The sequence below is a fragment of the Aeromicrobium sp. PFPM2_SD2 genome (assembly GCF_057364525.1).
On sequence record NZ_JBNFNZ010000195.1, the window covers coordinates 1 to 4,372 of the forward strand.

The window sequence follows — 4,372 nt, forward strand, 5'->3', positions numbered from 1 at the left end:
GACCTCGCGGCCGGCGTCTCAGCTCCAGCCGCCCCGGCGGGCGCCCCGGGGTGGCCGGACGGCGGCGGCGCCGGTAGGTTCGCGGGGCCGAGGTGGGGGCACAGAACCCGGTCTCGGTCCGGCGGCCGTACGAGCCGAGAGGGAGTGAGTCGTGGGCGTCGAAGCACGGTGGACGCGCCACCTGCTGCTGTCTCCTGAGCCGTCGAGCGCGGCCGAGGCGCGGCTCTTCGTGCGCGAGGCGCTCGAGGAGTGCGACCTGCCGCTCCTGTCGCCGGACGTCCAGCTGGTCGTCGGCGAGCTGGCCACCAACGCGGCGGCGCACGCAGGGACGCCGTTCACCGTCTCGATCGTCGTGGACCCCCATCGGGTGCTGGTGCGGGTGCGTGACCGGTCGTCGCGGATGCCGGTGGTGCGCGACGTGGAGGAGACCGTGCGCCACGCCGACGGCACGACCGAGGACGGGCTCGAGGGCGGCCGGGGCCTGGTGCTCGTCGACGTGCTCAGCGACTTCTGGGGCGTGGAGCCGCGCGACCGGCACGGCAAGACGGTGTGGGCGGCCTTCACCGTCCGCTGACCGCTCGCCGGTCTCAGACGAGGGCCGGGCTCGGCTCCTCGGCGGCGGGGCCCGTGGACCCCCAGCCGCTCGACGGTGCCGGTGAGGCGGAACAGCCGCACGAGGCGCGGGGCGTCGCACAGGACGCTCACGCGGCTCGGCTCCCCGTCGGGACGCGCGGAGGCGCCGACGAGCGCGCCGATGCCGGCGGCGTCGAGGAAGTCCAGGCCGCGCAGGTCGACGACGACGTCGTGCCGGCAGTCCTCCAGCTCGGTGGACAGGAAGCTGCCGAACGCGCGGGCGTTGGCGAGGTCGAGCTCGCCGCTGAGGGTGACGAGGCAGTGGGCGGGCAAGGCGCGCAGGGCGATGTCGAGTGCCATGGAGAACCTCCTGGCGTGGGGTGGCGCAGGAGGGACGGTGCCGGACCGGCAGCGCGTCCTCGTGGGCGCCGTGAGCCTTTCACCATCCTCCCTTCGTGAGGGGAACGCAAGGGCCGGGGTTGGCGACGGGCCGCGAGGGGCACCTCCAGTACGGTCGTGGCCGACGACGCAGGAGGAAGCATGAGGTTCACCGAGCACGAGATGACCGTCGCGGTCGCGGCCGTGGCGCGGCAGTCGTTCGGGACCCTGCCGGGCTTCATGCGCAAGAAGGTCGGCGCGGCCACGTGGGAGGAGCTGCCCAAGATGGCCCGCTACCGCCTGCTGTCGGCGTCCAGCAAGATCGTGATCGGCGGCCTGACCGCGCTGCCCGAGCGCCCGACGGTCGGTGCGACGCCGGAGTTCTCCGACGAGGAGTACGCCGAGGCGGCCGAGTCGGCGCTGCGCGACCTGGCCGACCGGGCCGAGCCCGGCGCCTGGGACGGCACGAGCGAGCGCAAGCGGCGCAAGCAGGTGGAGGCCGGCGTGGCCACGCTGCGGGTGGCGGTCGCGGCCATGCCGCCTCGCCAGGACCCGGACGCCCTCATCGTCCCCGACCACCTCTAGCCCCCACTCCCTGGAGTCCCGCTCCCTGAGCCTGTCGGAGGGGCGCTTCCTGAGTCGGTCGAAGGGCCGCTCCCTGAGCCTGTCGAAGGGCGCCATCGTCGGTCGTCCTTCCACTCGCCGTCGGGTCCGCGGGTCTGGACGCGGCCGTCCGATGCTCGACGGAACTGCCAGTCCTGCTGGTGGGCCTGGTGGTGGTGTCGGGGGCAGAGCAGGACGGCGTTGTCGAGGTTCGTCTCGCCACCCTGGCTCCAGGGGATCGGGTGGTGGACCTCGGACCAGGCGGGTGGTCGGTCGCACCCGGGCGCCACGCAGCCCAGGTCGCGGAGCCCGAGGGCGATCTTCTGGTGCTTGGTGAACAGCCGTTTCGTCCGTCCGAGGTCGAGCGGGAGGGATCTGCCGTCGAGGACGGCGGGGATGATGCCGGCCGAGCAGGCCAGGCGCCGGGTCTCGCCGGCGGAGAGCCGGGTGCCGGTGGCGATGGTCGAGGCGGCGAGTCCGGACTGGAGGTCCTTCAGGTCGGTGGTGATGACGAGGGTCGCGGCGGTGGTGCCGGACTGGGGCAGCCCGTCGACGGGCATCTTCTCGATCAGGTGGGCGAACGCGTGGCCCTGTCGTTGGGTGAGCGTTCCCTCGACAGGTTCAGGGGCGGTTCCGCTGGCTGAGCCTGTCGAAGCCTGCCGGGGTGCAGTGAAGGCGTCGAGCATCGTGCGGAGCATCTCGGCCTGCAGGTCGGGCAGGGTGAAGCTGCCTCGCCAGGTGCCGTCGCGGTCGTCGACCATCCAGAACGAGGTCCGCTCCCACGCGCGGGCCTCCTGGGCCTCGAGCGACTCGTTCTCGAGCCGGTCCACCTCCGGCTTGGGTGCGTAGACGTCGGCGATCCGCTTGGCACGGCGGGACAGGTCCTTGGCCGACAGCGTCTGGGCGGCGGCGATCAGCGTCTGCTCGCACCGGTCGCGGTGTTCTTCGGGCACGCCGCGGAGCGTGTTCACGATCAATGCCGCCTGCCACTCCGTGATGAGCCCGTTCGCGAGCGCCTTCTCCGTCGCGGTGCGCTCACCCAAGGCGTCGGCGAGACGCACCTGACGGCCGGCCGCACGCCGGTCGCGGCCGAAGTCGCGGGCCAGGAGGTCGGCGGTTCCCGTCGACCCGGCGGTGCCGACCGGGACGAGAGCGTCGACCGCCCGCACGGCCGCGGCACTGTGCGCCGCGAGCCGGGCCTGCAGCCGTTGGATCCGCATCGCGGTCTGCCGCGCCTGCGTCGGCGACTGCTCCAGGTACGCCGTCGGGTCAGCCCTGTCGAGGGCACGCTCCAGCTCGTCCAGGAACGCCAGCGGCGCCTCCACCTGCACGAGCTCTGCGACCATGATTCCCCCGAATCGAACTGATGTTCCCACCATAGGCGCCGCTGCCGACAGGAACGAGGGTCGCCACCGGCCTGTGGACGCCGCGCCGCCGAGCCCCGCCTGTGGACGAGACGACCGTCCCGCTCGTCCACACCACTGCGGTCGGAGGGTTGCCTTTCGCCCGTCGTTCCGCTGACGATCAGCAGGTACGTGCCGTTCGGGGGAAGGCATCGACATGGCAGACCGCGCGTCCGGCACCTTGGCCGACAAGGTGCGCCACGCCGTCCGCGCCCAGCGCATCGACCCGGTCGTCGAGGCGCACGAGGTGCAGCGCATCGCCCGCGAGGTCGTCCGCGACCACGAGCAGCGCAGCCTCACCGGCACGGTCAGCGCCCTGGCCGAGCCCGAGCTGGAGATCGAGCGACTGGTCGCCGACGTGAGCGGTCTCGGGCCGCTCCAGCCCTTCCTGGACGACCCCGAGGTCGAGGAGATCTGGATCAACGACCCCGCCCGGGTCTTCGTGGCCCGCGGCGGCAGGCACGAGCTGACCAGCGTCATGCTCACCACCGAGCAGGTCCGCGAGCTCGTGGAGCGGATGCTCTCGACGTCCGGCCGGCGACTCGACCTCTCCACCCCGTTCGTGGACGCCATGCTGCCCGGCGGCCACCGGCTCCACGTGGTGCTCGAGGGCATCAGTCGGGGGTTCGCGGCCGTCAACATCCGCAAGTTCGTCGCCGCAGCGCACTCGCTGGACGACCTCGTCACCCTCGGCACGATCGACCAGCACACGGCGCACTTCCTCGACGCCGCCGTCCGTGCCGGTCTCAACATCGTCGTCTCGGGCGGCACCCAGGCCGGCAAGACGACACTGCTGAACTGCCTCGCGTCCTCCATCCCCGGCAGCCAGCGGCTCATCTCGGTCGAAGAGGTCTACGAGCTGCAGTGCCGGGTGCCTGACTGGGTCAGTCTGCAGACGCGCCAGGCCGGGCTCGAGGGCACCGGCGAGGTCACGCTCCGCGACCTCGTGAAGGAGGCGCTGCGCATGCGCCCGAGCCGCCTCGTGATCGGCGAGGTCCGGGCGGCCGAGTGCCTCGACCTGCTCCTCGCGCTCAACGCCGGCTTGCCCGGCATGGCCTCCATCCACGCCAGCTCGGCGCGTCAGGCCCTGGTCAAGATGTGCACCCTGCCGCTGCTGGCCGGGGAGAACATCGGCAGCCGCTTCGTCGTCCCGACCGTCGCGAGCTCGGTCGACCTCGTCGTGCACACCGGCATGGACGCCGACGGGCGGCGACGCGTCCGCGAGGTGGTGGCCGTGACCGGGCGGGTCGAGAACGACAGCATCGAGACCGAGCCGGTCTTCGTCCGCCGCGGCGCCGGCTCGAGCGCGGCGGGGCACTGCCGGCCCGGCCGTGAGCCTCGAGCAGGCCGGCATCGACCTGGACGCGCTCCTGGGGACGGACGCATGGGCAGCCTCGTAGGGCTCGCGCTCGGCA

4 protein-coding genes and 1 pseudogene are annotated in these 4,372 nt (G+C 72.8%); 3 read left to right on the plus strand and 2 right to left on the minus strand.

What is annotated here, in order from left to right; translation table 11 throughout:
* Positions 1-151: 151 nt before the first annotated feature.
* Positions 152-574 (plus strand): ATP-binding protein, encoded by a 423-nt coding sequence (locus AC2W7G_RS10010; RefSeq protein WP_485868298.1) that lies wholly within the window; start codon positions 152-154, stop codon positions 572-574.
* Positions 575-663: 89 nt separating this feature from the next.
* Here AC2W7G_RS10010 and AC2W7G_RS10015 read toward each other — a convergent pair.
* Positions 664-933, minus strand: a pseudogene (locus AC2W7G_RS10015) (STAS domain-containing protein); the annotation flags it as partial.
* A 180-nt stretch (positions 934-1,113) separates the two neighbouring features.
* Between AC2W7G_RS10015 and AC2W7G_RS10020 the strand changes: the two are divergent.
* A complete protein-coding gene (locus AC2W7G_RS10020) occupies positions 1,114-1,536 on the plus strand; it encodes a hypothetical protein (protein WP_485868299.1) in 423 nt (140 codons plus the stop codon).
* Here the strand turns inward: AC2W7G_RS10020 and AC2W7G_RS10025 are convergent.
* On the minus strand, positions 1,533-2,900 hold the full coding sequence (locus AC2W7G_RS10025; protein WP_485868300.1) for an HNH endonuclease signature motif containing protein: 1,368 nt from the start codon (positions 2,898-2,900) through the stop codon (positions 1,533-1,535). The two genes, AC2W7G_RS10020 and AC2W7G_RS10025, sit on opposite strands and share 4 nt — an antisense overlap.
* 214 nt (positions 2,901-3,114) lie before the next feature.
* On the opposite strand from AC2W7G_RS10025, the gene AC2W7G_RS10030 reads away from it, so the two are divergent.
* Positions 3,115-4,372 (plus strand): TadA family conjugal transfer-associated ATPase (locus AC2W7G_RS10030; RefSeq protein WP_485868301.1); only part of this gene is annotated, 1,258 nt, incomplete at its 3' end.

Coding starts and splice junctions, on each gene's coding strand:
- AC2W7G_RS10020 (WP_485868299.1), top strand. CDS start 1,114: ATGAGGTTCACCGAGCACGAGATGACCGTCGCGGTCGCGGCCGTGGCG.
- AC2W7G_RS10025 (WP_485868300.1), bottom strand. CDS start 2,900: ATGGTCGCAGAGCTCGTGCAGGTGGAGGCGCCGCTGGCGTTCCTGGAC.